The sequence below is a fragment of the Cohnella silvisoli genome (genome assembly GCF_021190915.1).
GTDB classification, from domain to species: Bacteria; Bacillota; Bacilli; order Paenibacillales; family Paenibacillaceae; genus Cohnella; species Cohnella silvisoli.
On record NZ_JAIOAP010000003.1, the window covers coordinates 288,753 to 313,971 of the forward strand.

Annotated in this window: 20 protein-coding genes; 13 read left to right on the forward strand and 7 right to left on the reverse strand. The window is 49.5% G+C overall.

The window, feature by feature from the left end; genetic code table 11:
* Positions 1-200: 200 nt before the first annotated feature.
* Entirely contained in the window at positions 201-2,882 is a 2,682-nt protein-coding gene (locus K7P76_RS07960) for a DUF5722 domain-containing protein (RefSeq protein ID WP_232184714.1), read from the forward strand.
* Positions 2,883-3,004: 122 nt separating this feature from the next.
* Here the strand turns inward: K7P76_RS07960 and K7P76_RS07965 are convergent, their stop codons facing one another.
* Positions 3,005-3,862: a sugar phosphate isomerase/epimerase family protein gene (locus tag K7P76_RS07965; protein ID WP_232184715.1), complete on the reverse strand. Its 858-nt coding sequence runs from the start codon at positions 3,860-3,862 to the stop codon at positions 3,005-3,007.
* A 2-nt stretch (positions 3,863-3,864) separates the two neighbouring features.
* The gene (locus K7P76_RS07970) at positions 3,865-4,665 is read right to left on the reverse strand and encodes a PPK2 family polyphosphate kinase (protein ID WP_232184717.1); all 801 of its coding nucleotides are present in this window, start codon (positions 4,663-4,665) and stop codon (positions 3,865-3,867) included.
* A gap of 155 nt (positions 4,666-4,820) precedes the next feature.
* On the opposite strand from K7P76_RS07970, the gene K7P76_RS07975 reads away from it, so the two are divergent.
* The 3 genes from K7P76_RS07975 to K7P76_RS07985 all read left to right on the forward strand — a co-directional run bounded on the left by K7P76_RS07975 (position 4,821) and on the right by K7P76_RS07985 (position 8,164).
* Positions 4,821-5,774: a TRM11 family SAM-dependent methyltransferase gene (locus K7P76_RS07975; protein WP_232184718.1), complete on the forward strand. Its 954-nt coding sequence runs from the start codon at positions 4,821-4,823 to the stop codon at positions 5,772-5,774.
* Between the two features lie 75 nt (positions 5,775-5,849).
* Positions 5,850-7,253 carry a threonine synthase gene (thrC, locus tag K7P76_RS07980; RefSeq protein ID WP_232184719.1) on the forward strand — a complete coding sequence of 468 codons (1,404 nt, stop codon included), beginning with the start codon at positions 5,850-5,852 and terminating at the stop codon, positions 7,251-7,253.
* Between the two features lie 29 nt (positions 7,254-7,282).
* Positions 7,283-8,164 carry an ROK family protein gene (locus tag K7P76_RS07985; RefSeq protein WP_232184720.1) on the forward strand — a complete coding sequence of 294 codons (882 nt, stop codon included), beginning with the start codon at positions 7,283-7,285 and terminating at the stop codon, positions 8,162-8,164.
* 241 nt (positions 8,165-8,405) lie between these two features.
* On the opposite strand, the gene K7P76_RS07990 is transcribed toward K7P76_RS07985, so the two are convergent.
* From K7P76_RS07990 to K7P76_RS08005, 4 genes are read right to left on the reverse strand one after another with little or no spacing between them, the layout of a single operon-like run.
* A complete protein-coding gene (locus tag K7P76_RS07990) occupies positions 8,406-9,140 on the reverse strand; it encodes a GTP cyclohydrolase II (RefSeq protein ID WP_373692362.1) in 735 nt (244 codons plus the stop codon).
* A gap of 39 nt (positions 9,141-9,179) precedes the next feature.
* Positions 9,180-9,557 (reverse strand): 6-pyruvoyl trahydropterin synthase family protein, encoded by a 378-nt coding sequence (locus tag K7P76_RS07995; RefSeq protein WP_232184721.1) that lies wholly within the window; start codon positions 9,555-9,557, stop codon positions 9,180-9,182.
* 24 nt (positions 9,558-9,581) lie between these two features.
* Positions 9,582-10,610: a zinc-dependent alcohol dehydrogenase gene (locus K7P76_RS08000; protein ID WP_232184722.1), complete on the reverse strand. Its 1,029-nt coding sequence runs from the start codon at positions 10,608-10,610 to the stop codon at positions 9,582-9,584.
* A complete protein-coding gene (locus tag K7P76_RS08005) occupies positions 10,600-11,310 on the reverse strand; it encodes a RibD family protein (protein WP_232184963.1) in 711 nt (236 codons plus the stop codon). Before K7P76_RS08005 ends, K7P76_RS08000 begins: the two co-directional genes overlap by 11 nt.
* A gap of 102 nt (positions 11,311-11,412) precedes the next feature.
* Here K7P76_RS08005 and K7P76_RS08010 point away from each other — a divergent pair, with 102 nt between their 5' ends.
* Both K7P76_RS08010 and K7P76_RS08015 read left to right on the forward strand, forming a co-directional pair.
* Positions 11,413-12,720: a condensation domain-containing protein gene (locus K7P76_RS08010; protein ID WP_232184723.1), complete on the forward strand. Its 1,308-nt coding sequence runs from the start codon at positions 11,413-11,415 to the stop codon at positions 12,718-12,720.
* Positions 12,721-13,355: 635 nt separating this feature from the next.
* Positions 13,356-13,685 carry a class I SAM-dependent methyltransferase gene (locus K7P76_RS08015; RefSeq protein ID WP_232184724.1) on the forward strand — a complete coding sequence of 110 codons (330 nt, stop codon included), beginning with the start codon at positions 13,356-13,358 and terminating at the stop codon, positions 13,683-13,685.
* A 346-nt stretch (positions 13,686-14,031) separates the two neighbouring features.
* Here K7P76_RS08015 and K7P76_RS08020 read toward each other — a convergent pair whose 3' ends face one another.
* Positions 14,032-15,201 (reverse strand): RNA-guided endonuclease InsQ/TnpB family protein, encoded by a 1,170-nt coding sequence (locus K7P76_RS08020; protein ID WP_232184725.1) that lies wholly within the window; start codon positions 15,199-15,201, stop codon positions 14,032-14,034.
* Positions 15,202-15,534: 333 nt separating this feature from the next.
* Here K7P76_RS08020 and K7P76_RS08025 point away from each other — a divergent pair, with 333 nt between their 5' ends.
* The 7 genes from K7P76_RS08025 (at position 15,535) to K7P76_RS08060 (ending at position 25,089) form a co-directional block, all read left to right on the forward strand.
* Complete coding sequence (locus K7P76_RS08025) at positions 15,535-16,416, forward strand: glycerophosphodiester phosphodiesterase (protein WP_232184726.1); 882 nt, start codon at positions 15,535-15,537, stop codon at positions 16,414-16,416.
* A gap of 13 nt (positions 16,417-16,429) precedes the next feature.
* Positions 16,430-16,684 (forward strand): PIG-L deacetylase family protein, encoded by a 255-nt coding sequence (locus K7P76_RS08030; RefSeq protein ID WP_232184727.1) that lies wholly within the window; start codon positions 16,430-16,432, stop codon positions 16,682-16,684.
* A gap of 27 nt (positions 16,685-16,711) precedes the next feature.
* Entirely contained in the window at positions 16,712-17,080 is a 369-nt protein-coding gene (locus K7P76_RS08035; protein WP_232184728.1) for a PIG-L deacetylase family protein, read from the forward strand.
* Between the two features lie 16 nt (positions 17,081-17,096).
* Positions 17,097-17,378 carry a YqkE family protein gene (locus K7P76_RS08040; RefSeq protein WP_232184729.1) on the forward strand — a complete coding sequence of 94 codons (282 nt, stop codon included), beginning with the start codon at positions 17,097-17,099 and terminating at the stop codon, positions 17,376-17,378.
* A 326-nt stretch (positions 17,379-17,704) separates the two neighbouring features.
* Positions 17,705-17,956: a GlsB/YeaQ/YmgE family stress response membrane protein gene (locus K7P76_RS08050; protein WP_232184731.1), complete on the forward strand. Its 252-nt coding sequence runs from the start codon at positions 17,705-17,707 to the stop codon at positions 17,954-17,956.
* A gap of 204 nt (positions 17,957-18,160) precedes the next feature.
* Positions 18,161-19,345 carry a hybrid sensor histidine kinase/response regulator gene (locus tag K7P76_RS08055; RefSeq protein WP_232184732.1) on the forward strand — a complete coding sequence of 395 codons (1,185 nt, stop codon included), beginning with the start codon at positions 18,161-18,163 and terminating at the stop codon, positions 19,343-19,345.
* Positions 19,346-19,383: 38 nt separating this feature from the next.
* The gene (locus tag K7P76_RS08060; RefSeq protein WP_232184733.1) at positions 19,384-25,089 is read left to right on the forward strand and encodes a HAMP domain-containing protein; all 5,706 of its coding nucleotides are present in this window, start codon (positions 19,384-19,386) and stop codon (positions 25,087-25,089) included.
* Positions 25,090-25,219 lie beyond the last annotated feature (130 nt).

Consider the following 25,219-nt stretch of genomic DNA (forward strand, 5'->3'; position numbering starts at 1 on the left):
TCGAACCGGTTTGGCGTTCCCCGCCTCCCGGACGAAGTTACTCCGTAGCGAAGTGCGGACTGGACGGCGTTGAACTCGTGACAGTCCATTGTTGAACAAACACGTTGATAGTCAGTCTCAAACAAGAGCAAGCTGCATTTAAGTTTCGATGTAGCTTGCTCTTTTTATATAAAAAAAAACGCTATTTGAGGAGGATAATTATGAAGATCGTTAATCGTTGGATGGTGGCATTGATCTGCCTCGCGGTATTTGTTCCGTTCATTCCGGGATCGGTTCCGGCAGCGGCGGCCGTGCTCGAGACGGACATCGGCAACTTCGAAACGGGCACCGATAATTGGCAATGGGGCAGCAACGTAACAGGTCTCTCGCACGTGACGAGCAGCCTAAACGGCCCAACGACTCCTTATGCCGGCAACCGGATGGGAGAGTTGTCGACTGCGGCGATACCGGGCACGACATGGAGGGCGATTTACAAAAACTTCTCCCCAGCCCTAAACGTTTCCGCTACCCACTATTTTCATGGTGCTTTCAACACGTACGGCATCGATGCCACTCATACTCAGTTTGAGGTGAGAATCACTTTCTACAGCAACAGCCAAACCCTCGTTTCTACCCAGAGCATTGCGGGCAACCAGTGGAACGAGCTAAGCGTGGATCTGAGCGGATGGAGCTATCGGAACAACATCACGAAGATTGAAGTCGCTTACCGCTCCGTGACTTATTCGACCAACTGGACCGGGAAACACCAACTGGATAACATCGGTTTCTCCGCCTATCCTCCTTCATATCCGGGCGCCGTGAGTCAGGTTTCCGCCGGTTCCTCGCAGATTACGGCACAAGGAACATATACGACCGCTTCATCCGCACAACTGGATCTCATTGAGCTTCAGCCTTACGAGAAGTACGACATTACTGCAACGTATACGGCTCAGGCCACTCAGACCTTCAGTCCGAGCGGGGGAGTCGCAAGCTTTGCGTTGAGTACGCCCCGGTATGCATCCTCTCGAGACAAGGTTTATTCCAAGTTTGTCGTCGTGGATCATGCGACGAAGAAACTAATAGCGAGTCCTGCGTACGTGAGCCAATTAACGGCTTCCGTGAATACGTATGATTTTCCAACCGCGAGAACGATGAAAGGGCTGCAAGTACAAAACGTGGACGATGCGCAGAAACTCGGAATCGGGCATGCGGCGCTCAACGTATCCTTCAATGAGCTGTTCCAGACGGATCCGACGAATGCAATTCCGTTCGTTATGGACGGCGCAACCTACTACTTAAGGCAGGATTACGTAAATCGGTTGGATCATGACATCAAGACGTTATCGGACGACGATGTCATCGTTACTCTTATTCTGATTATGTACAACAGGCCTGGCTCGATAAACGCGTTGCTCGTTCATCCCGACTATTCCGGCAACGGTACGGTAGCGGCGATCAATGCGACGAACGCCGACGGCGTCCGGTACTGGAAAGCGGGCGTGGAGTTCCTCGCCAGCCGGTACACGAGAAGCGACGAGCTCTATGGTCGGGCGGTCAATTACATTGTCGGCAATGAGGTGAACTCCCAGTATTACTGGTACGACATGGGCAACAAGGCGCTGCAGGATTTCGTCGAGCAGTACGCCAGAGCCTACCGAATCGCGGAAACAGCGGTGAAGAAATATTACTCCAACGGCAGAACGTACATCTCCCTCGACCATTTCTGGAACGGCAGTGCCGGGACGGATGCGTTGAAAACCTATAAAGGGAAAGCATTGATGGATGAATTCAACAAACGGATAACGGCCGAAGGGAACATCCCCTGGAACATCGCTTACCACCCATACCCGGAGGACTTATTCGATCCAACGATCTGGAACGACACGACCGTTACGAACGATGCTAACTCCGTCCGGATCAACTTCAAGAACTTGCAGGTGCTGACCAATTACATCGGAGCTTCCAATTATCTTTATAACGGAAATAAAAGAAGAATCATCCTATCCGAGCAAGGCTTTCATTCGCTCAGCAATTCTTTGGCAGATCAGAAGACCCAGGCGGCAGCTTACGCTTATTCTTACTACAAAGCCAAGTTCCTCGGCGGGATCGATTCCTTTATTCTGCACCGGCACGTCGATCATGGCGAGGAAGGCGGCCTGAATCTCGGGTTATGGACGAGAGACGCAGCTAAGTCGGTCCCGTACGCGCCCCAAGATCCCAAGTACATTTACGACGTGTTTCAAAAAATAGATACGAGCGAGTCCGTCGCAGTGACGGAATTCGCGAAGCCCATTATCGGCATTACGAACTGGTCATCCGTCATCCCCGGCTACGATTCGTCCCAGCTCGCGGATCGGACGCCTCCCGTCGTCGGCAGCCTGTCGTCGGTATCGTCGATCGCTCCGACGGTGGGCGTCTCCGGCTTCGAGACTTCGACGGACGGATGGGCGATCTCGGAATATTCCCAATCGGCAGCTGAGGTAACAAGCTTCGCGAACGGTCCGGGTACCCCTTACGCAGGTTCCAAGGCGCTCGAAGTTAATATCAATAACAGCCTGACGGGCGATGGAGAAGGCGGGGCGAGAGCCGAGAAGGGAATTACCAAAGTGTTCTCTTCCCCGATCAGCGCCGCAAGTGTGCCGAAGTTCCAATTCGCCATCGACTCTTACGGGGCTTGTCCGAACGCGACCCAATATAACGTAACGGTGCGCATCTACAGCGGCATCAACATCATCGAAGGCAAAGCGCAGATGACTCCAAATACTTGGAACAAGTTCTCGATGGATGTAAGCGGGTGGGCTTACAAAGGCAGCATCGATAAAATCAAGATTTGGTTCAGCACGAATTCAACGTCCCTTTGGGACGCGAGGTACCAGGTCGATCAGATCGGGTTCGGGGCGTGACTACTAGCGTTTAATCGTTTGCCATGCAAATAAAAGTACGTGAGCAGGGGGCGTAATCCCCTGTTCACGTACTTTTATTACTGAAAGTTGCGCCAACTGTCCCATTCAATTATGCGATTCCACTAGTTGGACGCTTGCGGCGGAGTCCCTCTGGCAATGTAAGGTTCTACAATTCGTTTGATCCGGTCAAGCCCGTCCCACATGTTTCCGGGGCCGTCGTAGATAAGGACAAATGCGCCATTATAGCCTGCAGCCTCTACAGCCTCAAGGCAGCGCATGAATTCGGCTTCGTCGGGATAGCCGGATTCGTCGTAAGCTGCTTTCGCGTGAATGGACACGCTATACGGGACGGTCATGGCGATTTCCTCGTATTTGGCTTGCCCGGCGAAGTTTCCGAAGTCCGTTATCATGGAGACTGAGCCTTCCGTGAGAGCAAGCAACTTCAAACAGCTTTCCCCCTTGGAGGTAAGCGCCTTAAAGTTCTCGGTAATCACGCGCACGTTCCGGGAGTCCCCATACTTGGACAACTCCACTAGAGCTGCGGCAGATCGCTTGATCGCGGCCTCATCCGCAGGCCTCGCTTCCCCCGCAATCAATCGGATTTGCTTGGCACCGCACAAGGAAGCAATATCGATCCATTCCTTGTACAGTTTCATATCTTCGATGGCTCTGTTATCATCCGTTGAAGTCAAATCACCGTAATCCAGCAGAAGCGTATCCAAGGAAACGCCCGCATCCGAGAAAGCATTGCGAAGCTGCCCTAGATAGGCGGCGTCCGTAAACGGAAAATGAAAATGGCAAACCTCGACAGCTTGATATCCTCGTCCCGAGGCTTCTGAAGGCAACTCAAGCAGGGTTAGTAGTTGCGGCTGTTCTTGTACGCTCGTTCTGTGCGTGCCGGCCTCGGCATCCCAGATCGTCCAGTGCAGTGGACCGAGTAGTCGATGCAAGCTCCAAGTGCTCACTGATAAATAGGACACGGTTATTCCTGCCTTTGCGTTTGTGGAATATCCACTTGCGGATATTCCAGTTTAAGCTTGTTTAGGGTGGAGACGATAATCTTAAGCACGAGATAATCGCGGAACCATCTATTGTTGGCGGGAACGATAAACCACGGATTATGTTTGGTAGCGGACGCCTTAAAGGCATCCGAGTAAGCTTTCATATACTGACCCCAATAATGGCGTTCCTCGAGATCGCTAGGATCGAATTTCCACATCTTCTCGGGGTTTTCCATGCGTTCGTTTATTTTCTTCAGTTGAAAGTCCTGGGAGATGTGAAGGAAAATCTTGATCACGACGATTCCGTTGTCCGCGAGAAGTTTCTCGAAATGCTGAATATGCTTAAGGCGATTGTTCGCGACTTTCTTGTCGATGAGTTCGTGCACGCGAGTGATGAGCACGTCTTCGTAATAAGAACGGTTAAAGGAAGTGATGTAACCTTTGGCTGGCGTTACTTTGTGAGTGCGCCATAGGAAATCGTGGGCCGCTTCGTCGCTTGTCGGCTGCTTGAAGCTTTCCGCCCGGAAGCCTTGAGGATTAAGGCCGGAGAGTACTTTTTTGACAACCCCGTCCTTGCCGCTGCAGTCCATTCCTTGGAAAATAATAAGAACCCCGTGAGTTTTGGAAGCGTACAACCGTTCTTGGATGTCCTGCAGTTGTTCCTTCAATTGCTCGAAGCCCTCTGCGACTTCTTCCTTGTCCTTAAAGCTCGCCGTGTCATCGGGATCATAGTCTTGCAGGGACGCCTTCTGCTTGCCATCCAAACGATATTTGTCCAACATGCGGATCCTCCTCTTCAATTGCTCGGGATTTTGCTTCTCTTCCATAGTAGTCTATTTAACCAACCTTTTCTAATTTTTATTGTACTATTGTTGTAGTGTTTTTTGTCCTGGCGAATGTTATCGTAAAATAAGGATAGGAAAGCGGCGGGTAAAGGATGGATCGCAAATTGAGTACATATATATATGTTGTTGCCGCAAACGAAGAAGAACGATCGTTGTGCATGCTGGAGATGCGCTCGTTATTCGGTATTGAGCCCACGTTCAATCTCTTGGAGAGTCCGATTCGTATCGACCCAAGCCGAAGCCCCTTCATTAAGACGAGGATAGAGGTGCTGTTCGATGGTAGCGGCGTTGAGGAAATCGGGGAACTTGTGCAAAAGATTCAGCTGGATGGGGCGACCTTCAAAGTCGTTGCGATAGATTACGATAATCCGTACGATGATACGAAAATAGAGTATGAAGAGAAACGCGCCGTTGAGCGTGAGATTGGTCTGCATATTAAGGGTAAAGCGGAAATGCGAATGCCTGACAGGGTATTCGGCGTCGTGCGGATGGGTGGACGTTGGCGATTCGGCGAATGCGCGATGGGAGAGGCGATATGGCTCAAGCATAACGATAAACCGCGGAAATATTCGACCGCGCTAAGCACCCGGGTCGCTCGGGCAATCGTGAATATTGCCGTTCCGCAGACGGCGGGAGTTACGGTCATTGATCCCTGCTGCGGAATCGGCACCGTATTGGTGGAAGCATTATCGATGGGGATCGACATCGTTGGGCGCGAGATTAATCCGCTTGCGGCTATCGGAGCAAGAGAAAATGTTGCTTTTTTCGGGTTCGAAGCGGAAGTCGTGCTAGGGGATATGCGAGAGATTTCGGAGAGGTATGACGTTGCGATAATCGACATGCCTTATAATCTTTGCTCGGTTATAAGCCCCGAGGAGAAGCTTGAGATGCTAAGCAGCGCTTGGAGATTCGCCAGTAGAGCGATTATCGTAACGATAGAATCGATCGATTCGATTATCGAGCAATCGGGGTTTGAGATTAAGGATCGCTGTACGGTGAACAAAGGGAAATTTACCCGCCATGTCATCGTTTGCGAGCGGCTTTAACGGAATTGTTGAAATTATGATCGCTTTCGTCCACAATGTATGGAGAACAATACCTAATGAGGAGAGAATTTGACCATGAAATATATAAGTACGAGAGGTAAAGTATCGCCGATCGGCTTTATCGATATGTTCCTAATGGGCCTTGGCGACGATGGCGGCTTGATCGTTCCGGAGACGATTCCGACGGTATCCGCTGCGCAGCTGGACGTATGGGCCAAGCTTTCTTATGAGGATTTGATGCTGGAAATTTTCTCGTTATTCACGAACAATGAAATTCCAGAGTCTGATCTGAAGACTCTTATTAAAGATAGCTATGCCGGATTTACAAGCCCGGACGTACTGCCGTTAACGACATTAAACGATTCTTTGCACGTGCTCGAGCTGTTTCACGGGCCGACCTTTGCGTTCAAGGATGTTGCCCTGCAGTTCATGGGCAATCTATACGCCTATGTGGCGAAGAAGCAGAACCAAGTCATTAACATATTGGGCGCGACTTCCGGGGACACGGGAGCATCGGCGATTAGCAGCGTTAGGGGCAAGGAAGGCATTCAGATTTGCATTCTCCATCCGAACGGCAAAGTGAGCCGCGTTCAGGAACTGCAGATGACGACCGTGCAGGACGATAACGTGCTGAACTTGTCGGTTAACGGAAACTTCGATGATTGCCAGCATATCATTAAGGAGCTGTTCGCGGACATTCCTTTTAAGACGAAGTACCATCTCCGGGCGATTAACTCCATTAACTTTGTCCGTATTTTGGCGCAGTCGGTTTATTATTTCTATGCTTATTTGCAATTGCCGGCAAAAGCTAGGGCGAATGGCGTCAGCTTCAGCATTCCTACCGGTAATTTCGGCAATATTTTCTCGGGTTACCTAGCTAAGAGAATGGGAGTACCGATCAAACAGCTGATCCTAGCTACGAATGAAAACAACATTCTTGAGCGGTTTATCAATGAAGGTGTCTATAAGCCGGAAGGATTCCGCAGCACGCATAGCCCTTCAATGGATATTCAGATTGCGAGCAACTTCGAGCGCTACTTGTACTACTTCAGCGGGGAGGATGCGAATGCCGTTGCCGCACGCATGGAGCAGTTTAAAGCGGAGGGACAGCTTACGTTCACGGAAGAGGAGTTAGCTCGTATTCAGCAGGATTTGACCGCTTATAGCGTTGGGAACGCGGAATGTCTGGAAACGATTCAGATCTATCAAGAGAGTTACGGATATTTGCTGGACCCGCACTCCGCGTGCGGAATCGCCGCTTATGAGGGAGCGGGCCGCAAAGAGAACGGGACGTTCATCTCGCTGGCTACGGCGCATCCGGCTAAATTCGACGAAGCGATTCGTCTGATCGGAATCGAGCAGAAATTTCCGGAGCGGATTCAAGAGCTGTTCGACAAGCCGCAGCGTCAAGTCGTGGTCGACAATGCGAAGGCGGAGATCGTCGCCCAGCTTGAAGGATTTTATCGGTTGGAACAGTAGATAAGGTTGAATGGGCAGGGGGAATTAAGTTGTTAATAGGTGCAGTCGAAGCTGGTGGAACGAAGTTCGTATGCGGGATAGGGAACGAGGCGGGCGAAGTATTGGATCGCGTCAGCTTTCCAACGGAACAGCCGGAGAAGACGCTGGCGCAGGTCGTCGCCTATTTCCGGGATAAGCAGGTGGAAGCCATCGGGATCGGCTCATTCGGTCCCATCAACATCGATCGCGGGAGTCCGTTGTATGGATATGTAACGACGACGCCAAAGCCGGGATGGGGGAACTACCCTGTATTGCCCGAGCTTCGGAAGGCGGTCGATGTTCCTATTGGCTGGGACACGGACGTGAACGCAGCAGCCCTTGGGGAAGCGACTTGGGGCGCTGCCAAAGGGTTGGACAGTTGTCTTTATTACACGATAGGCACGGGGATCGGGGTTGGCGTTTTTGCCGAAGGCAGCCTCGTTCATGGCTTGGTTCATCCCGAAGGCGGACATGTATTGACGCGCCGCCATCCTAACGATACCTATGAGGGCAAATGCCCCTATCATGGGGATTGTCTGGAGGGGATGGCGGCAGGTCCGGCGCTGGAAGCAAGGTGGAAGGTCAAAGGCGGCGATTTGCCCGCGGATCATCCGGCTTGGGAGATGGAAGCCTTCTATATCGGTCAAGCGCTGGCGAATGCAATTCTGCTTCTGTCCCCTAAGAGGATCATTCTAGGCGGGGGAGTTATGCATCAGGTGCAGCTATTCCCGTTAATCCGCGAGCAGGTGCGCAGCAACCTGAAAGGTTACGTGAGCGCAGCCGCGTTAGCGGACGGCATCGATGACTATATCGTGCCTCCGGGTCTCGGCGATAACGCCGGATTAAGCGGATCTATCGCACTTGGGTTAAGGGCGCTTCGAGAAGCGCAATAGGTGTCTTTTGTACTACTTAGATCTCCTATAATTTCTTTCTTTTAGATGGTGAGCGATAGCGGTAGTTTTACAGCTACAGCAATTTGATCCCCATTTGGAGTCAGCAGTAACCTCCATGCGACACTGTAAGTCCAGATTCCGAACCTATTTGCGATTAATCGCAGTAGGCTATGAATCTAAAAAGCTTGACCATTTAGGGGTTGGCTCGCAAGAGTCAACCTATTTGCGTTCTCCGCGTTACTTAAACCAACGATTCGAGAGTGTGGTTAAATCGGTGTTTTTTACTTTGCAGATAGGAACGATTAAAGTCCGATACGACGCCATGCAGGTTTTCCACACCGATAACAGGAACGCCATGCCTCCCAAGCGATTGGCGCTTTAACGGATTATTGCTGAGCAATAGGATTGGATTCGATCTTAACATGTTTAGAACGATGGCAACATCTTGATAGCTGCGATCATCGAGATTATGTCCAAGGCTTAAGTTAGCCTCAGCCGTATCAAAGCCATGCTCCTGAAGCGCATAGGTCAATGATTTGTTAAATAGTCCGATACCGCGCCCTTCATGATTTGCGACGTAGACGATCGCTCCGACTCCGAACTCGACGATTTGCTGAAAGGCGATATGCAGCTGGCTCCCGCAATCGCAGCGCTGACTGCCGAAAATATCGCCCGTGTGGCAAATGCTGTGGATACGTACCTTGGCCAATTCCGAATCGGAATAGTCTCCATACGTCAAAACCGAACTCTGCTGCAATTCGGCAAGGGGTAGCCGGTCTAGCATGTTAAGCAGCGATTCGGAATCCGCGGGCAGATCGGGATGCTTCAACCATGTATACCACTGAAAGGGAAAAGTTTCGCCATCGATTTGAATCGGCATTTGGACAGGGCCGAAGAGAAAGATCCGTTCCCCATCGGGGTTAACGGATTTTTTCAATTTGGAGAGCAGCATTTTTTTGAGCTCCGGCGTAAGAATATGCATATAAGGGGGACTCCTTCAGGCGTAGATAGTAAATTATTTCTTTAATTCGTAGGAAGCCCAAGCCTCTGGCGTTTCCCATAGCTTAAGAGTTAAAGCTTGTATATTGGGCGCAACAATACGTTCACTCAGTTTTAAGCAGAGAATTCTGGAAAAATGTTCGATGCTTGGGTTGATGCCGGCAAATTCGGGCAATTCATTCAGAGTGCGGTCGCGATAAGATTCCACGACCAAGTCGAAAGCCGCTTCGATATCCACGATATCGACTAAATAACCGTGCCGATCCAATTGTTCGCCATGCAATCGCAATTCCGCGATGAAATGGTGGGAATGCACGAAGTTTTCTTTTCCCCAATCCCCGCCAATTAAAAAGTGCTGCGCGATAAAATCCCGTTTAACCGATACTGTGTACATTTCAAATTCTCCTCTTTATTCGAATTATTCGTAAATAATGACGGCTTGAATGATTTGGTCAGATTGCTTGTCCAACATTTCGTAGGCTTCCGCTGCTTTATCCAGAGGGAAGCGGTGTGTGATGAACGAATCCGGACGAATCCGGCGAATCATTTGCCAGGCCACGTCGATTCTTCTCGCGTTATTCCATCTTCCTAGCAGATCGGGAGCTATCGTGCTGACTTGACTGCTGATTAACCTGATCCGGCTGCGATGAAAATGCGAACCTAAATCCAAGGAAGCACGCTTCAAACCATACCATGAGCCGACGATGATTCGACCGTCATATCCGGTCAAGGCCACGGCTTGATCCAACGCAGAAGGTGATCCGGATAATTCGTAGGTGAGATCGACACCGGCTTGGTTTCCGTATTTCGATAATAACGATTCGATTTGTTCTTGATAGTCAGGCGCTAACGGGTTCACGCTGTAATGGGCTCCGGCCGTTAACGAAACGTTTCTTCTAGCCGGATGCAAGTCAAAGCTTAGCAATTGGGAGACTGGCTGCAGAGCCAGCAAGGACACCGTCAACAATCCGACGATTCCTTGGCCGAATACGGCAACGCGCTCTCCGATCAACGGCCTGCCATCCAATAACAAGTTGACGGCCGTCTCCATGTTCGGCATGAAAATCGCTTCATCCAAGCTCAGATCCTCAGGAATGCAAATCAATGAATCGGGAGCGGCAAGGAAGTAGGAGGAATGGTGGTGAAACGCAAACACCTTTTTTTCGATCCAATCCGGATCCACATCGCGCCCGACCTCCACGACTCGTCCTATCATGCAATAGCCGTAGGGAAGGGGATAAGCCAAGGAGTGCGAGAGCGAAGAGATCGTCGAATCGGCGGGCATATGCTGCGGAGCTAGTCCGCGGTAGATTAACAGCTCGGTGCCTGAACTGATTCCCGATACCAACGCTTTTACAAGAACCGTTCCCGCGCCCGACTCCGGTATTGCGCTTTCGCGAATTTCCACTTGCCCGGGACCCGTAAAATATAAGGTTTTATTGTACATAGGAAGCCCACTCCAGATCCGAGGCCATCACCATATCGGCCCCCCATTGTTCATATACGGTTTGGCTTAATAGCGGATAACTGGAATCGGAAGATTTCATCCCCACTGGACGCAACCCTCCAACAAGCATCGGGCTTGTCGTAACGATCAATTGATTGCCTAATCGATGTTCAAGAAAACCGGCAATGACGCGCGCGCCGCCCTCGATCATTAAGCTCCGAATGCCCAGTTCTCCCAAGGTCCGCAATAAATGGGAGAGGTCTACTTGTCCGCTGTCGTTCTTTCGCAAGGGATAAACGCGCGCGCCCGATTGTTCCAGATTCGCTCTTCGGTTCTGGCAGATGTTATTCCCCGTCATCAGCCATGGCCTTTTGGGGTTGGACAGAATGCGCGCGTCCTCCGGAAAACGCAGATTCGTATCCAACACAACAGGCTGGGGATGCTCCCCGCTCACCAAGCGAACCGTTAATAAGGGATCGTCCGCCAGTACGGTCTCGATGCCTACAAGAATGGCATCGTGATTCGCCCGGAGAGAATGCGTCATCTTAAGAGATTCCATTCCGCTGATTGCCAACGCGCAACCGGCACCTGCTGCAATACTTCCATCGATACTCTGGGCATAAGTAATCGTGCAATAAGGCAAACCTGTCGTTCGATGGAAAGAAGCCGCATTTGCCAGTCGGTCTTTCACCCGTTCCATTATCAAAATAAACCCTCCAATGTTTGATATCCCCTGAGTTGACACTTTTCGCTAAAATGATTATTTTTGAGAGTAATAGTCTGGAAGCGGAGGGTATGCGTAATGAATCACGATGAGGGGCTTCAAACGACTTATCAACAAAAATTGCTGTGGCAGATCGTCGAGAACAAACCTGAACTGCCGTTCATGAATATCAATGTTCATCTCCAATTCGAGGGGCTGCTCGATTATTCGTCCATGTTGAACGCCATCGTGCAGTTGGTTAACGAAGAGGCCGCCTTAAGAACTTCATTTCATGAAAGCGACGGCGTGTTAAGACGGCGAATCCATGCTCAACCTGCGATCGAATTTGACTATGCAGATAAACGGAGCGAATCGCCTGAGCGGCAATACGATATCTTGCATTCCTACTTGGAGAGTATCTACTCCAATCCGATGCCAATGAAGTCGCCTTTGGCGATTCGCGGTTGCTTATTGCGACTAGGCGAAGAGGATTTTCGATTGATAGCGACCTTGAATCATATGGTTGCGGACGGACATGCCGCAGTATTGCTATTATTGCGTTTGGCAGAGATATATGGGGGAGATCGCAGTATGTCTCCACAGCCCCAAAATTTCGAAAGCTACTTGGAAGATCAGAACCGATTTCTGTCCGGCTCGCACGAACGGAGACAGATGGAATTTTGGCGACAATATTTGGACGGGTTCGATCCATCGGATTCTTACTCCTTGCCATCGGCGCCCGAGAAATTGGTTCTTTACCGATCGCAGCTTCCGCCGGATACAATGCGGAAATTAGCCGGAGCTGGCGAGGGGACGCTGGGCCATGCCCAAATCGTTCTGAAAGCCGCTTACTTGGCATTGCTAGCAAAGGCTTTCGAATTAAAAGATATCGGAATGTTCTCGATTCTTGCCAACCGTTCAAGAGATTACCGTACTACGATTGGATACTTGGCCAACATCGTCATTTATCGAACCTCGATAAGCGATGAGCTTGCTCTTCAAGACTTAATAGCTCTTGCCAAATCAACGCTGCACCAGGTTTCCCGAAACGCGAAACTTCCTTACTCGAAAATATGGCGCGAGATCTTCGACGAGGACGCGAACCGCATTCCCCGTTTTTATTTTAACCTGATCCCCGTGCCGGACAAGTCGCAAAATTTTGGCCTTGCAGCCGCCCAACCCGTGCCCGGATTGAATGATTGGATCTATTGGAACGGCCTTGAGCATCATACGCTTGGATTAACCGTGTATACGGCCATGCCGCATTTTGCCGGAATCGAGTGGAGATACGACGGCCGCATCTTTAACGCGAAAGACGTTCAGAGATGGTCCGATTTCTATTTGAAAATCGTCGATGATCTCCTTGATTCGAAGAACGTCAAACTTTGCGAAATCGATTTTGCCTAGAATCCCGACGTTCGATTAACCCTCAACTACTAGAATATCATTTAATGGTAAAATACCGGTAAAATTTCGACATCATTTTGCATTTTTTTTGGATCTAGGGCTTCTATTTTCTTGATCTCTCTGCATGCTTTCGGCTGTCATAGAACGGAATAATCAATCACGCTCTTTTCCGAGGCGTACCCTTATAAAGGGTGCCTTGTTTGACGCGAATGAACTATTTGTTCATTTGCGTTTTTTTGTGCCCAAAAATCAATTGCGAAGGGGTATCAAGGAAATAGCGAATATTTTGACTACGGTATTGCCGGGGCTGGAACACGTACTACAGGATGAAATTCGGGTTAAAATAGCTGACGCAAACTGATACATCGATTTCGGGTCGGTCACCATAAGCTTCATCTAGACGATATCGAAAATGAAATTTCCAAACTGGACTCGTCTTGGGGATGCCTTAGGCGCTCCGGATTCATCAGCTATAAAGTCAACACCAGCCGAGTGGGGAAGCATACATATTCTCGTTTTGATGCGGCAGAAGCGGCAGCACGGGGGATTGCGAAGCGTGATTCCCGTTATCGGATCAGCACAGCTGGAATGCATGATATAGAGTTTCGGCTTGATATTCAGCTGTGGAAGCTTCCATGGAAAATATCGGACTCCATGATCATGTAAAGATCCAGCATTGGGATGCCCGCCATCTGCCTATCGATTCCGGCTATGTGGATAAAATGGTTAACAACTTGCCCTTTGGTCGGCAAATCGCTGCAGACGAAAATATTGCCGGGCTGTATTACGATGTTTTTAAGGAAATGAAACGGGTGTTGAAAAAGAACGGGTGCATTTATTGTTTAACGGATGCGGATGCAGCGTTGCAAACAGCCGCGGAGCGGGTTCAGTTCAGCTTCTCGAAGGAGATGACTCTCAGCTTAAAAGGGCTTCATCCGACCCTGTTCTCGCTCAAAAAGCAATAAACAACCGGACATGAAGAAGGCTGCTTTTTCCGTTGGATGGCAAATGCAGCCGAGCCGCAAACAACTATTAGGGTCTGGGGATTTTCTGACTAAGGTCGGTGGAAAAGTCTGGACCCGAGTAAGTTCTTGGAAAAATCCCCTCGCTGTACAATGAAGACGTCAAAGATGAACCTCCCCTACTTACGCTTCGCTAAGAAGTAGGGGTTTCTTACCAGCCATACCGGTACTTTCTGCAAGCAAATAGGTTGGCTACTTGCTTTCGCTGCTGGCAGCGGAAATCTAACGGTAGGGTTCAGTAAGCAACACTTTTGCAAGTGGGTGGGAACTCACCATCTACTACTTCTCGCTAAGCGATCCGTAGATACTTTATCGTTTGCGTTTCGCCCAAATATCGGATATCTCCATGCAGGTGCTTGGACAATATGCCTTTGCTGCCGTGAATATCCCGGTGTTCGCTATAGCCGCACGAACATTTGTAATTTCTTGTAGAAGTCTTTTTTCTTCTACCGCAACAAGGACATTGTTGACTGGTATAGCTCTCATCTATCGTTCTCACGCTTGTTCCCTGTTCTTCAAGCTTGTATGCCAGCTGCTTCTGAATTTTGCCAAAACTCCAATTGGATAGCTTTTGCGTGACGGTCTTTCTTTTCTTCTTTTTCGTGTTGCGCTGTACGCCTTCCACTTCGCCGACAACCACTTCTTTTACCTCATTTTCCTTACACCACTCTGCGAATTGCTTTGTTGTTTTGTGGATGACATCATTCAACTGGCGCTCGCTTTTACTGAGCATGTACATTTTGGCTCTTTTATACTTTTTCCACTGCCGACTGCCTTTTTTGCATTTGCTCATCAGCTTCTGAAGCTCGGCCAGCTTCTTGTTTCGGAGTCTGTGGATGCTTCTTGCTTTTCTTCCCGTGATTATGATCGCCTTGTTTTCGGTGGTCGTTGCTACGATCGAGTGGATTTCACCCAGATCAACGCCTGCAACTTGGTTGCCTTGATTTACTGAAACCGATCTTCCGTCATCATAGCTCATCGAAACCATGAGTTTTCGGTCAAATACAAGCTCAATTTCCTTAATGTCTGCTTCAGGCAAATCTGGAACGATGATTCTGATCGGCTGCAGGCGTTTGCCGTTCTGAATACCCAAACTTAAGGTTAGGGTGTTGCCCTCTAATTTGAACGATTGGTCTACCCATTTCGTGTTGAAGTGTTTTTTGTTCTTGTACGGGTATTTATTAGCCAAACCTTGGTTTTTGGCTTGTTTCGCGCTGTCTCTGGCAAACAGATATTTGTGGCACACCGCTTGAACAGATTGCGAGTGCAGAGGGAATTGGTTTTTCAATGCCGCTTGAAGATTCGTTTTTCCGATCCATTTGCCATCGTTCTGCAAAGCGTAATGCTTAGCGATGAGCAAACACTGGTTCCATATCTCTGCAGAAATCCGGTTGCACGCAAACAGCCGTTCCAGGTCGGCTTTTGAAGCTTGAAACGCTGTTTTAAGACATCGGATCATCTTGTTTTCGCCCCCTATCCGAAACCTATTCGCTAACTTCATTATACCAAACACTTGTTCTTATATCTAGATTTCCGAGCTCATTGTAAGATTTAAAGGTCATGACTTCGAGCACGAAGATTCTAGGCTTCGCCTAGCCGAAATTCATCCCCTCCCTATAGAGGAAGAGGACTTCTTTCGGATTGCCGTTAAACGAATCCTAATCGCATAGGGGGGCAGTCTTCTTGAACAGGCTGCCCTCTTTTTCAATTGGTGAAATGCTGTAAAAGTGGTATCATTTAATTCGCATCACTATGGACACCCTAAGAGCAGTACGTGCATCAGGAGGTCCATATGTGGAGGAAATTAGCCGTATCCAGAGGATATATTTACGCGATTCACGGTTTTCTGATTTGTTCTTTAACTGGGTTAATCATTTCAATATTGGAACGCGATATTAGGATAAACAATCTGTTGCCCGAAGAGCATAAGATAGCAATCGTTGCCCACCGCGGAAGCTCCGGTTATGCGCCCGAATGCACGTTATCTGCCTATCGCTTGGGCGTTAATATGAAAGCCGATTATATTGAAATCGATTTGCGGCAAACGCTGGACGGCGAGCTCATCGCTATGCACGACGAAACGGTTAACCGAACTACGAACGGCAGCGGTGCCGTTAAGAACATGACACTGGCTGAGATTAAGGCGCTGGACGCCGGCTCCTGGTATAACGAAACCGAATTCGTTGACGAGAAAGTACCTACTTTACGGGAAATATTCGAGGCTTTCGGGAAAGACACACATTATATGTTGGAAACGAAGGCTCCTGAAGAAAATTCGGGGCTGGAGGAGAAAGTGTGGGCATTGGTCAAGGAATTCGAGTTGACCGATCATGTCGCGATTCAGTCGTTTAGCAAGGAAAGCTTGCTGAAATTTCGCGAGCGGAGCAACAATGTCCCGCTATTCCAATTGTTCTGGTATGATAGGCCTGCTCAAATATCGGAAGCTTTGTTAGAGGAAATCAGCGCGTACGCGAATGGAATCGGCGCTAACTTCTTGCGGATCAATGAAAATTACGTACGCAAAGTCAAGCAGGCCGGCTTGCTTATGTATCCTTACACGGTAAACCATAAAGCCAACATGACCAAAGCAGTGAGATGGGGAGTAGACGGCGTTCATACCGACTACCCGGATCGTTTCAAAGAAGTCGTGGATAAAATGATTATCATTAGATAAGGAGTGAGCGCGCTTGTTGCCTAATGGACGCGTTGGATTTATATACGCACATCCCGATGACGAGACTTTTCTGAGCGGCTGCCTTATCCGGCAGTTGGCTGACGAAGGAGGCAAACCTGTCCTTCTCTTAGCGACAAGGGGAGATGCAGGCTTTAAGAACGGAGATTATAGCCATGTTACGCGTGAGGAATTAGGGGGCATACGCGACGAGGAAATTGCGGCAGCCTCATCATTGCTAGGTTTGGATGCAGTTGAACAGCTTGGCTAATCCGACGGAAAACTAAAGGAAACGGATATGAATCGGCTGGCGGAACAAATCGTCCAATTCGCCAATCGCCATTCCGTCACTTCGCTGTTTACTTTTCCGCCTGACGGAGGAAACGGGCATCCCGACCACGTGGCGATATCGCTGGCAACGACGATGGCATACAGATCTGGACTTTGCAACACCGTAAGTAGCTTGTACTATACTTTATCACCAGCGATGGCTGCCGATGGAAGATCACCGGATTTGACCGTCGATGTCGCGAAGCATTGGACCGTTAAAGCGGCTGCCTTGCGAGCCCATGATTCGCAGAAGTACGCGATTGTACGGTACTTCGGCGAGTTGCTTGATGAGGCGCGCGAGGATCGGCGCTTTGAACATTTCGTGATCGAGAACTGAGTGGAGGAGATAGAGAATGGCAACCAACAAGAAAAATCAGAGGCGGCAAAGGCAATTGCCTTCAGCGACATCGGATTCCTCCGATAAACCCGTGACGTTAAAGGATATGTTGGGTGCGGGGACTGTCGCTAAGCTGAAGCAGCACGCCGAGGCGTTAAAGCAGGAGGAAGCGAAGCAGCAGGAGGAGAAACGGCTTAAAGAGGAAGCAGCCCGCCAAGCGCAGCAGAAGCTTAAGGAAAACGACTTCGAATATTTGCTGAACAACAGCGGGATGGATTGGAAGAAGTTCAAATCATGAATCGCCTTCAGGGAGCTCTCAAGCCATCCTTTGGTTCGAAGTTCATGCAGGGTTTACCGGAGGAAGATAGAACGGTTAAGCTAGGCATACTATGCGATTTGAAGCCGAACGCTTTGCACCCTTTAGGAAATTTCGGATCCCAGGTTACATAGAAATAGCGGCATTTCATGCAATCGACTCTCTGAGCTTCGGACATTGCGACCCCTCTTATTCATAGGATAGAATCATTATACCTTAAGGTTTATCCTTTTGCTGTCGCGGGTATTATAACTTAAGTTCATCTTTAATTATTATTCGCGAAGCAGCATAAAAAGGAGGACGAAAATATGCATTTACTTTGGGTGTTAATAATCGGCGGCGTGATTGGTTGGTTAGGCGGTTTAATCGTTGGGAGAGACGTCCCCGGCGGAATCATCGGCAATATCGTAGCAGGACTTGTCGGCGCCTGGCTCGGAGGTTTGCTGCTAGGCAGCTTTGGACCAATCGTAGCCGACTTCGCCATCGTTCCGGCTATACTGGGAGCAATCGTAGTCGTTCTTATTCTAAGAGCGATCCTCAGAGGCACTCGCAGAGCATAAGATTCCTCGACCGCGAGAAGAGGGTTTGACGATTAGCCGAAACGATTAAGAACAAATATGACTTACCGAAAGCTGCGACGATATTGTCGCGGCTTATTCTGTTTTTCCTGTTAAGAGTTTCAATGAACGGAAGGATGGGTATATAAACCTGAGTATTTCATTGAATCTAAATTATGCAGAAATTTACCATAAAGGAGTCGTGGCATGGATTATCCCGTCAACATTCTTATCGTCGACGATCATCCGGAGAATCTGGTAGCCATCGAGGCGGTGCTGACCGGAGAACCTTACCGCTTAGTAAGAGCGTATTCCGGTATGGAAGCATTGCGGTGTCTTCTAGAGGATGAATTTGCCGTTATCGTCATGGATGTACACATGCCGGATATGGACGGATTCGAGACGGCAAGCATTATTAGAACCCGTGAGAAGACGAAGGTTGTGCCGATCATGTTCTTGTCGGCAACGAATAACAAGATGGAGCATTTCTTTACGGGTTATTCGGTCGGCGCGATCGATTATATGACCAAACCGTTTATTCCCCATATTTTCAAGTCGAAGATCGAAGGTTATGTCGGCATGTACGAAGCTAACCACGCGATGCAGGTTCAAAGCGAACTCCTTCAGAAACAAGCCAAACAATTGGAGAAAACGAATCAAGCTCTTATCCAAGCCAAAAACACGGCCGAAATTGCTTCAAGGGTGAAATCGGAATTTCTGGCTATGATGAGTCATGAAATCAGAACCCCGTTAAACGGCATTATCGGGATGTCGGATTTGCTTCTTGCCTCCGATTTGCCCGAGGAATATTCCGAGATGGCCAAGATCATTCATAAGAGCGGGAACGCGCTGCTTTCCGTAATCAATCATATTCTGGACTTCTCCAAGATCGAGTCGGGGAAGATGGACTTGGAAGACGAGCCGTTTCTCTTGCAATATTGCCTGGAAGAAACGGTCGATTTATTCGCGGTTGAAACGCGGGAACGTAAATTGGAAATGATCGTGACCTTGGATCCTGCCCTGCCCGTTTACATTAGGGGAGATATGAATCGCCTGCGGCAGGTGCTGATTAATTTAGTTGGCAATGCCTTGAAGTTCACGCAAGCGGGCGGTGTCTACATCCATGTAAACATGCTAGATGAGAACGAGGATAGGCTAACGATCGAATTCGTGATCAAGGACACGGGGATCGGAATCGCGCCCAACAAAATGGATCAATTGTTCCAGCCTTTCGCCCAATTGGATGCCTCCACCAACCGTAAATACGGCGGTACGGGACTGGGATTATCGATATGCAAATCATTGGTGGAATTAATGGGCGGAGCCATTCGGGCAGAACCGTCTGACGAGGCTGGCGCTCAGTTTATTTTTACGATTCAAGCTGGCAAATAAGCAAAAGTAAATAAATCTCAAGACGGAAGGTTGAGACTATGGCTGAGCAAGAACGTAAGCACGTCATCGAAGATGAACCGCTTCAAGCGGGGGAATTATTGAATGCACTAATGGCGCTGAAAAGAGGGGACTTCAAGTTCCGGATGGCTTACGATCATACAGGCATAGCCGGCAAGGTTGCCGATACGTTCAACGAGATCATGGACATGCACGAAAGCTTGGCGTACGAGGTCCAGGCGGTATCGAAGGTCGTGGGGAAAGAGGGGAACCTCTCCAGGAGATTCGTCCATAAAAATAATGGAGGCTCATGGGAGACGGTAATCGATTCTTTGAACGGCCTCGTTATCGATCTGATCCAACCGACCAGTGAGATGGTTCGCGTTATCAATGCGGTAGCGAAGGGGGATTTGTCGCAGAAGGTAGAGTTGGAGTTCGAAGGCCGAGCTCTAACCGGCGAATTCCAAAGAACCGCCAGCAACATCAACATGATGGTTAACCAGCTCAGCACGTTCGCCTCCGAGGTTACTCGCGTGGCGCGCGAAGTAGGTACGGACGGCAAGTTGGGCGGTCAAGCGGACGTTAAAGGCGTATCAGGCACATGGAAGGACTTGACGGATAGCGTAAATAACATGGCGAGCAATCTGACCGATCAGGTCCGTAATATCGCGGCCGTGACGACCGCCGTCGCGAACGGGGATCTCTCGAAGCAAATCACGGTTAATGCCAAGGGAGAAATCCAAGAGCTGAAGAACACGATTAACACGATGGTGGACCAGTTGTCGATGTTCTCGTCGGAAGTTACGCGGGTAGCTCGCGAGGTAGGCACCGAAGGCAAGCTGGGCGGGCAAGCGGACGTTAAAGGCGTATCCGGAACGTGGAGAGATTTGACGGAAAGCGTTAACTACATGGCTTCCAATCTGACGAACCAAGTGCGCAATATCGCGGTCGTTACGACAGCGGTTGCGAACGGAGATCTTTCGAAGAAAATTACGGCCGACGTTCAGGGGGAAATACTCGAGCTTAAGAATACGATCAACACGATGGTGGATCAGCTGTCGACGTTCGCGTCCGAGGTAACGAGGATGGCCCGAGAGGTAGGCACGGAAGGGATACTCGGCGGTCAAGCCGAGGTAAGCGGAGTTGCCGGAACTTGGCGCGACTTGACGGAAAGCGTTAACTACATGGCTTCGAATTTAACGAACCAAGTGCGCAACATTGCGGAGGTTACGACGGCGGTAGCTAAAGGCGATTTGTCCAAGACGATTACGGTCGACGCGAAGGGAGAAATCCTGGAACTGAAGAGTACGATCAATACGATGGTCGACCAGCTTAGCAATTTCGCTTCCGAGGTTACTCGGGTAGCAAGAGAGGTTTCCACGGAAGGGAAGCTGGGCGGGCAGGCCGACGTTAAAGACGTATCCGGTACTTGGAAAGACTTGACCGACAGCGTTAATTTTATGGCGGGTACATTAACCGACCAAGTGCGCAATATCGCCGAAGTGACTACGGCCGTCGCCAAAGGGGATCTGTCCAAACAGATTACCGTTAATGCGACCGGCGAGATTCTGGAGCTTAAAAATACGATCAATACGATGGTGGAGCAGCTTTCTACCTTTGCATCCGAGGTTACGAGGGTTGCGCGAGAGGTTGGAACCGAGGGGATGCTGGGAGGACAAGCCCAGGTTAAAGGCGTTGCGGGAACGTGGCGCGACTTGACCGAGAGCGTTAACTACATGGCCTCGAACTTGACTAACCAAGTGCGTAACATCGCCGTCGTTACGACAGCGGTAGCGAACGGAGACTTGTCGAAAAAAATTACGGCGGACGTGCAAGGGGAAATACTGGAGCTCAAGAACACGATCAATACGATGGTGGACCAGTTGTCCATGTTCTCTTCGGAGGTTACGAGGGTCGCTCGCGAAGTAGGTACGGACGGCAAACTAGGCGGGCAAGCCCAAGTTAAAGGGGTAGGCGGAACGTGGAAAGACTTGACGGAAAGCGTTAATAACATGGCGCGCAATCTGACAGACCAAGTGCGCAATATCGCTGACGTGACAACTGCGGTCGCAAAAGGGGATTTGTCCAAGAAGATCACCGTTGACGTCAAGGGAGAAATTCTCGAGCTTAAGAATACGATGAATACAATGGTAGACCAGCTTAGTAACTTCGCATCGGAGGTTACCCGGGTTGCGCGCGAAGTAGGCACGGAAGGGAATCTGGGCGCACAAGCGGAAGTGAAGGACGTTTCCGGGACATGGAAGGATTTAACGGATACCGTTAACTATATGGCCAGCAATCTTACGATTCAGATGCGCAACATCGCAGGCGTTACGACTGCGGTAGCAAACGGGGATCTATCCAAGAAAATTACCGTAGACGTTAAGGGTGAATTGCTGGAACTTAAAAATACGATTAATACGATGGTGGACCAGCTTAATTCTTTTGCTTCCGAGGTTACGCGGGTGGCGCGCGAGGTCGGTACGGACGGGAAATTAGGCGGTCAAGCTCAAGTCCGTGGCGTCGGCGGGACGTGGAAAGACTTAACCGATAACGTTAATATTATGGCGACGAACTTGACGGATCAAGTGCGCGGGATCGCCAAGGTCGTTACGGCGGTAGCGAAAGGGAATTTGAAACAGAAGCTGACCGTGGAAGCCAAAGGTGAAATCGCGGAGCTGACGGATACGATCAACAATATGATCGATACTCTTGCTACCTTCGCCGATCAGGTTACGACAGTAGCTCGCGAAGTAGGAGCGGAAGGAAAGCTGGGCGGACAAGCGAGCGTTCCGGGCGCTGCCGGCACGTGGCGCGATCTTACCGACAACGTTAACTATATGGCGAGCACGTTGACTACTCAGGTGCGGGCGATCACGAACGTTGCGACGGCGGTTACGAACGGCGATCTGTCCCGGGCCATCGACGTCGCCGCCGCAGGCGAAGTCGAAACGCTTAAAGACAACATCAACGAAATGATTCGCAACCTTAAGGAAACGACCCGTATCAATACGGAACAAGATTGGCTCAAGACAAACCTGGCGAAAATCTCCCGTTTGCTGCAAGGTCAAAGAGACTTGTATGCGGTCAGCAGGATGATTCTGTCCGAATTGGCTCCGCTCGTATCAATGCAGCATGGCGTATTCTATATCAACGAACCCGCTGGCGGCGAACAAGTCCTTAAGCTGTTCGCGAGTTATGCTTACCAGAATCGCAAGCATCTGTCGAACGAGTTCCGAGCCGGGCAAGGGCTGGTCGGCCAATGCTTAATAGAGAAGCAGCGCATATTGCTCACGAATGTTCCTGGGGATTACGTCGTTATTTCATCGGCGCTTGGGGAAGCAACTCCGCTGAATATCGTTTTGCTGCCAATTATTTTCGAAGATCAGGTTCTTGCAGTATTGGAGCTTGCTTCCTTCCGCGCTTTCAGCGGGATCGATCTTGCTTTCCTGGATCAATTGACGGAATCGATCGGTATCGTCATTAATACGATGCAGGCGAATCAGCGGACGGAGGAATTGCTCATCCAATCCCAGTCCTTGACCGAGGAACTTCAGAAGCAGCAGATGGAACTGCAAAATACGAACGATGAGTTGGAGGATAAAGCCAAGCTGCTTGTCATTCAGAAAGCCGAAGTGGAGAGCAAGAACAACGAAGTCGAGGTTGCCAAACGTTTTCTCGAGGAGAAAGCCGAACAACTCGCGTTGACGTCCAAGTATAAATCCGAGTTTCTCGCGAACATGTCCCATGAGCTGCGTACTCCGCTTAACTCCTTGCTGTTGTTGGCGGAACAGCTTGCCGAGAATCCGGACGAGAACTTAACGGATCATCAGGTCAAATTCGCCAAGACGATCCAAGACTCGGGCTTCGAATTGCTTAACCTCATTAATGATATTTTGGATCTGTCGAAAGTCGAGTCAGGCACCATTACTCCCGATTACGGTGAGCTTTCTCTAATGGAACTGACGGACGGGTTGGACCGGACATTCCGCCATATGGTCGATGAGAAAAAGCTGGATTACCGGATCAAGATCGAACCGGATGTCCCGGGAACCATGATTACGGATGCGAAGCGGCTGCAGCAAATCTTGAAAAACTTGCTGTCGAACGCGTTTAAGTTCACGGAAAAAGGACAGATCATGCTTCTCATCCGCAGAGCCAAGGATGGGTGGAGTTCGAACAACGATACGTTGAATCGCGCCAAACGGGTAATATGTTTCTCCGTAAGCGATACGGGGATCGGCATTCCTCAGGAAAAGCAGCAGATTATATTCGAAGCTTTCCAGCAGGCGGACGGAAGCACGAACCGTGAATATGGAGGAACGGGCTTGGGTCTTGCGATTTCCAGGGAAATCGCGGAGATGCTTGGCGGCGAGATTACGCTTTTCAGCGAAGTGGACAGCGGAAGCGTGTTTAACCTGTACTTGCCGACGGAAGCGGATTTTCCCGAGATTGAGCAAAGAACTAAACACGTTCCCGAAGTTATAGACGTAACGCCTCCAAAGCGTACGCGCAGCCTTGCGAACCAAGCGGACGAAGAGACGATGGACGACCGGAACAATATTCAGCCTGGAGACCGCGTGTTTCTCATTATCGAGGACGATAGGAAGTTTAATGAAATCATAATGGATGTTTTACGGAAAAAAGGCATCAAAGCCGTTATTACAGCCAAGGGGCTAAACACGCTTGAGCTTGTGCATAAATACAATCCGGTCGCGATCACTTTGGATTTACATCTTGAGGATACGGATGGATGGCTTGTCATCGAACATTTGAAGAACGACATTAACGTACGGCATATTCCCGTGTGCGTCATGACCGTGGATGAAGACGAAATTGAATTGATGAAGAAGGGTGTTTACGATTATTTCTGTAAGCCGGTGACGAACGAGGATCTGGAGAACGCGCTCGATAAGCTTAATCGTTATGCCGATAAAGCTGTCCATCAATTGCTTGTCGTCGATAACGATGAAACGCGGAGCAAAGAAACAGTGGCAATGCTCGATAATAAGGATGTCAAGATTATTGCCGTGGATACAGGACGCAAAGCCTTGAACCAGTTAAACTCCAAGCCGATCGACTGCGTACTTGTGGATTTCGAATTGCCGGATATGAACGTGTTTCATTTTATCCGCGAAATACAGAAGAACGGCAAGAACAAATATATGCCGGTCGTGATTCATCCAAGCAAGAAACTAACACCTCAAGAGGAGAAAGATTTAGACGAAATCATGAAATCGGCGATCGTTAAAGTCGTGAAGTCGCCTGTCCAGATGATGGACGAAACGACTTTGTTCCTTCACAGGAAGGCGGAGAGTCTTCCGGCTGAATCCAGGGAAGCGCTTGAGAAGCTTCATCAATCGGACGATATGATCGAATATAAGAAAGTACTTGTCGTCGATGACGACATCCGGAACATTTTTGCATTGACGTCGATCTTGGAACGTCATTATATGAAAGTACTTCCGGCGGAGAACGGTCATGACGCGATCACCATCCTGGAACAAACACCGGACATAGAGATCGTCCTCATGGATATTATGATGCCGGTCATGGATGGCTACGAGACGACTCGCGCCATTCGCCAAATTCCGGAATTCAAAGAACTTCCCATCATCGCGTTAACCGCTAAGGCTATGCAGGGAGACCGCGAGCTGTGTTTGGAAGCAGGGGCTTCCGACTATATTACGAAACCGGTGAACAGCGCGCAGTTGCTCTCCATGATTCGCGTTTGGTTGGATCGTTAGGCGGCTTTTGCTTGCTATTATCCAACATAAATCGGGGACGAAGGGCATAGAGATGATATTGGGAGACGAATAAGAGGCTCGAGAGGGTCGTAATGATCATCGCGCTGGTTAACAAAGCAGAGAAATAAGT

What these genes read in the sequence shown, in the direction of transcription:
- K7P76_RS07960 (WP_232184714.1), top strand. Translation starts at nt 201, where the DNA reads ATGAAGATCGTTAATCGTTGGATGGTGGCATTGATCTGCCTCGCGGTA.
- K7P76_RS07970 (WP_232184717.1), bottom strand. Translation starts at nt 4,665, where the DNA reads ATGTTGGACAAATATCGTTTGGATGGCAAGCAGAAGGCGTCCCTGCAA.
- K7P76_RS07975 (WP_232184718.1), top strand. Translation starts at nt 4,821, where the DNA reads ATGGATCGCAAATTGAGTACATATATATATGTTGTTGCCGCAAACGAA.
- thrC (WP_232184719.1), top strand. Translation starts at nt 5,850, where the DNA reads ATGAAATATATAAGTACGAGAGGTAAAGTATCGCCGATCGGCTTTATC.
- K7P76_RS07995 (WP_232184721.1), bottom strand. Translation starts at nt 9,557, where the DNA reads ATGTACACAGTATCGGTTAAACGGGATTTTATCGCGCAGCACTTTTTA.
- K7P76_RS08000 (WP_232184722.1), bottom strand. Translation starts at nt 10,610, where the DNA reads ATGTACAATAAAACCTTATATTTTACGGGTCCCGGGCAAGTGGAAATT.
- K7P76_RS08005 (WP_232184963.1), bottom strand. Translation starts at nt 11,310, where the DNA reads ATGGAACGGGTGAAAGACCGACTGGCAAATGCGGCTTCTTTCCATCGA.
- K7P76_RS08010 (WP_232184723.1), top strand. Translation starts at nt 11,413, where the DNA reads ATGAATCACGATGAGGGGCTTCAAACGACTTATCAACAAAAATTGCTG.
- K7P76_RS08015 (WP_232184724.1), top strand. Translation starts at nt 13,356, where the DNA reads ATGGAAAATATCGGACTCCATGATCATGTAAAGATCCAGCATTGGGAT.
- K7P76_RS08020 (WP_232184725.1), bottom strand. Translation starts at nt 15,201, where the DNA reads ATGATCCGATGTCTTAAAACAGCGTTTCAAGCTTCAAAAGCCGACCTG.
- K7P76_RS08025 (WP_232184726.1), top strand. Translation starts at nt 15,535, where the DNA reads ATGTGGAGGAAATTAGCCGTATCCAGAGGATATATTTACGCGATTCAC.
- K7P76_RS08035 (WP_232184728.1), top strand. Translation starts at nt 16,712, where the DNA reads ATGAATCGGCTGGCGGAACAAATCGTCCAATTCGCCAATCGCCATTCC.
- K7P76_RS08040 (WP_232184729.1), top strand. Translation starts at nt 17,097, where the DNA reads ATGGCAACCAACAAGAAAAATCAGAGGCGGCAAAGGCAATTGCCTTCA.
- K7P76_RS08050 (WP_232184731.1), top strand. Translation starts at nt 17,705, where the DNA reads ATGCATTTACTTTGGGTGTTAATAATCGGCGGCGTGATTGGTTGGTTA.
- K7P76_RS08055 (WP_232184732.1), top strand. Translation starts at nt 18,161, where the DNA reads ATGGATTATCCCGTCAACATTCTTATCGTCGACGATCATCCGGAGAAT.
- K7P76_RS08060 (WP_232184733.1), top strand. Translation starts at nt 19,384, where the DNA reads ATGGCTGAGCAAGAACGTAAGCACGTCATCGAAGATGAACCGCTTCAA.